The sequence below is a fragment of the Streptomyces sp. NPDC001156 genome, from assembly GCF_053598275.1.
On the sequence record NZ_JBSFJX010000399.1, the window covers coordinates 1 to 3,636 of the forward strand.

General features: G+C 65.6%; 3 protein-coding genes. All 3 read left to right on the forward strand.

The window, feature by feature from the left end:
- Nucleotides 1-591 precede the first annotated feature (591 nt).
- Genes ACWDA7_RS51215 through ACWDA7_RS51225 form a run of 3 tightly spaced genes read left to right on the forward strand, consistent with a single transcriptional unit; the run spans nt 592 to nt 3,313 of the window.
- Entirely contained in the window at nt 592-1,557 is a 966-nt protein-coding gene (locus ACWDA7_RS51215; RefSeq protein ID WP_432932351.1) for an ABC transporter substrate-binding protein, read from the forward strand.
- A gap of 29 nt (nt 1,558-1,586) precedes the next feature.
- Complete coding sequence (locus tag ACWDA7_RS51220; RefSeq protein ID WP_450614883.1) at nt 1,587-2,516, forward strand: amino acid ABC transporter permease; 930 nt, start codon at nt 1,587-1,589, stop codon at nt 2,514-2,516.
- Nucleotides 2,513-3,313, forward strand: coding sequence for an amino acid ABC transporter ATP-binding protein (locus tag ACWDA7_RS51225; RefSeq protein ID WP_450614885.1), 801 nt, complete (start codon nt 2,513-2,515; stop codon nt 3,311-3,313). Before ACWDA7_RS51220 ends, ACWDA7_RS51225 begins: the two co-directional genes overlap by 4 nt.
- Nucleotides 3,314-3,636: the final 323 nt, after the last annotated feature.

Sequence of the window (3,636 nt, forward strand, 5' to 3'; positions counted from 1 at the left end):
GTCCTGATCCGTATTGCTGTCGCTGCGAGGATTGACGATCTCCGCTGCCACTGTCTTGAACCCCTTAGATGTTCATGGTTTGAGGGTGACCACTCCTGGTTGAGGGGTGGGCGGGACCGCGTATGACCTTGAGAACTGATGGGTACGGGTGCATACGCGACGGCGCGCCGCACACGCGCCCTGAGCCCCGGATGAGGGGTGTAAGGAACCTTCTTACCCGACGGATGGTGTCCCGGACGAGTCCATAACACGAAGGTCACACGCCGGTGAGATGACTCATGGCCGAAAATACGGACAAGTCGGCAACGCACAGACCCCGTGATGATCACACGCGCGGAGCGAGATCGTCCGGATCCCGGGACGCACCGAAGATCTTCCGGCCGGAACGAAGGATTCCCGCACAAGGTCCGGCGCCGGTCTGCGGTTCGAGGCGGTTCGGGGGTCACCCGTTATCCGATTTTGACATCGCTGGTCCCCTGAATAACCGAATCCAAATGGCAAGATGCCTCAACCACACGAGGTCGCGACACCCGAAGGTGTGTGTTCTCGTCGACCCCATCGGCACAACTGATCCCGCCGGAGGAACCCACCATGGCCGCAAGCTCCACCCGTCGTACGACCGCCACGCGCTCCCGGATAGCCGCGGTCGGCGCCGTCGCGGTCGCGGGCACCCTGCTGGTCGCCGGCTGCGGTGACCACACCGACAAGAGCAGCAACAGCGGCGACGGCAGCTCCAGCTCGGCCGCGGCGCCGCTCGCCGACAAGCTCCCCAAGGACATCCGGGACGCCGGAGTCATCAAGGTGGGCTCCGACATCGCCTACCCGCCCGTCGAGTACATGGAGGGCGGCAAGGCCGTCGGGATCGACCCGGACATCGCGGACGCGCTCGGCAAGCAGCTGGGCGTGAAGTTCGACTTCCAGAACGGCAAGTTCGCTCAGCTCATCGTGGGTCTGCAGGCCAAGCGGTTCAACGTGGTGATGTCCGCGATGAACGACACGAAGGACCGCCAGAACGGCATCGACTCGGACACGGGCAAGAAGGTCGGCAACGGCATCGACTTCGTCGACTACTTCACCGCTGGTACCTCGATCCTGGTCCAGAAGGGCAACCCGAAGGCGATCAAGACCCTGGACGACCTGTGCGGCAAGGTCGTGGCCCTGCAGCAGGGCACCACGTCGGAGGGCATCGCCAAGGCGCAGAGCACGAAGTGCACGAAGGACGGCAAGAAGGCCATCACGCTGCAGACCTTCGACACCGACCCCGAGGCGCTGCTCCGCCTCAAGCAGGGCGCGTCCGTCGCCGACCTGAACGACTTCCCCGTCGCGGCGTACAACGCGAAGACCTCCGGCGGCGGCAACGACTTCGAGGTCGTCGGCGACCAGATCGAGGCCGGCCCGTACGGCATCGGCGTCAGCAAGGAGAGCACCCAGCTGCGCGACGCCCTCCAGGCGGCCATGGCCGCGATCATCAAGGACGGCGAGTACCAGAAGATCCTCGAGAAGTGGAACGTCACGGACGGTGGGGTCACCGAGGCGAAGATCAACGGCGGCTCCTGAGCCTCAGGCACCACTGAAGGGCTGTCACCGTGACTGACACTGTCGACAAGACTCCGGCGCCGACGGTGCCGCCGGAGCAGATCAAGGCCATTCCGGTTCGCCACTACGGTCGCTGGGTGGCGGGCGCGGCGGTCGTCGCCATCCTGGTGCTGATCGGGATCGCCTTCTCCAATGCCAAGATCAACTACGGCGTGATCCCGGACTACCTCACCGACGGGACGATCCTGTCCGGCGTCTGGCACACGCTGTACATCTCCGTGCTCGCCATGGTGCTGGGTCTCGTCCTGGGCGTGATCCTCGCCGTGATGCGGATGTCGTCGAACCCGGTCACCAGCACCGTGGCCTGGTTCTACGTGTGGTTCTTCCGCGGCACTCCGGTCCTGGTCCAGCTGCTGCTCTGGTACAACATCTCGCTCGTGTTCCCCATCCTCAACCTGGGGTTCTACAAGGACGAGATGAACCAGGTGATGACCCCGTTCCTGGCGGCCCTGCTGGGACTCGGTCTGAACGAGGCCGCGTACATGTCCGAGATCGTCCGGGCCGGCATCCAGTCGGTCGACGAGGGACAGACGGAGGCGTCGCACGCTCTGGGCATGACCCAGGGCAAGACGCTGCGGCGCGTGGTCCTCCCGCAGGCCATGCGGGTGATCGTGCCGCCGACGGGCAACGAGTTCATCAACATGCTGAAGACCTCGTCGCTGGCCTACGCGGTCCAGTTCAACGAGCTCATCAAGCGGGCCCAGGACATCTCCAGTACCTCGCTCGCGGTCGTGGAGATGTTCTTCGTGGCCTCGATCTGGTACCTGATCCTCACCACGGTCTTCAGCATCGCCCAGTACTACATCGAACGCCGATACGCCCGCGGTTCGTCGCGCAACCTGCCGCCGACACCGCTTCAGCGCCTGAGGAAGAACCTCCGCCTGTTCGGTTCGTTCCGCCGCCCGGAGGTGGCCCGATGAGCAGTCTCGGCAAGGGCATCGCCCCGAGCACGACCGGTCACCCGATGGTCAAGGCCGAGGGGGTGCACAAGTCCTTCGGTCTTGCGCACATCCTCAAGGGCATCGACCTGGAGGTGAACCCGCGTGAGGTGTTCTGCCTGATCGGCCCGTCCGGCTCCGGCAAGTCCACCTTCCTGCGGTGCATCAACCACCTGGAGAAGATCAGCGCGGGCCGGCTGTACGTCGACAATGAACTGGTCGGCTACCGGCAGAGGGGCGACAAGCTCTACGAGCTCAAGGAGAAGGAGGTCGCGGCCCAGCGGCGGAACATCGGCATGGTGTTCCAGCGCTTCAACCTGTTCCCGCACATGACGGCGCTGGAGAACGTCATGGAAGCTCCGGTCCAGGTGAGGCGCGAGTCCAAGGCCGTGGCACGGGAGCGCGCGGAGCGGCTCCTGGACCGGGTGGGCCTCGGAGACCGGAAGGGGCACTACCCCGCCCAGCTCTCCGGCGGCCAGCAGCAGCGAGTCGCCATCGCCCGGGCGCTGGCGATGGAGCCGAAGCTGATGCTCTTCGACGAGCCGACCTCGGCCCTCGACCCGGAGCTTGTCGGCGAGGTGCTCGACGTGATGCGGGACCTGGCCGAGGACGGCATGACGATGATCGTCGTCACGCACGAGATGGGCTTCGCGCGTGAGGTCGGCGACTCGCTGGTGTTCATGGACGACGGCGTGGTGGTCGAGGCCGGCCACCCGCGCGAGGTCCTGACGAACCCGCAGCACGACCGGACCAAGTCGTTCCTGTCGAAGGTTCTGTAGAGCACGTCGCGGACTGTGCAGAGCGAGAAGTGAGTGGGCCCCGTGTCGCAAGGACACGGGGCCCACCCACTTCGGCGATACGCCGAGCCCGGCCAGCCGCGACCGATACCGCAACCGCGGTGAAACGGCAGCGTCTCTGACTTGTTGAATCGAGCCCAGACGCGCGGTCTGCAGCCGTAGCGTGCAGGGTGCCGGTGGGCGCGGGCTCGAGCTGTCTCTTGCCGCCTCGTGGGGCTGGCTCACAATCAGCGTGCCGCTGCCGACCGGCACCCGCGCGGTGTGGCTCGACAGAGGCGTGAAGGTGACGCAGCGACTTCAAGTCA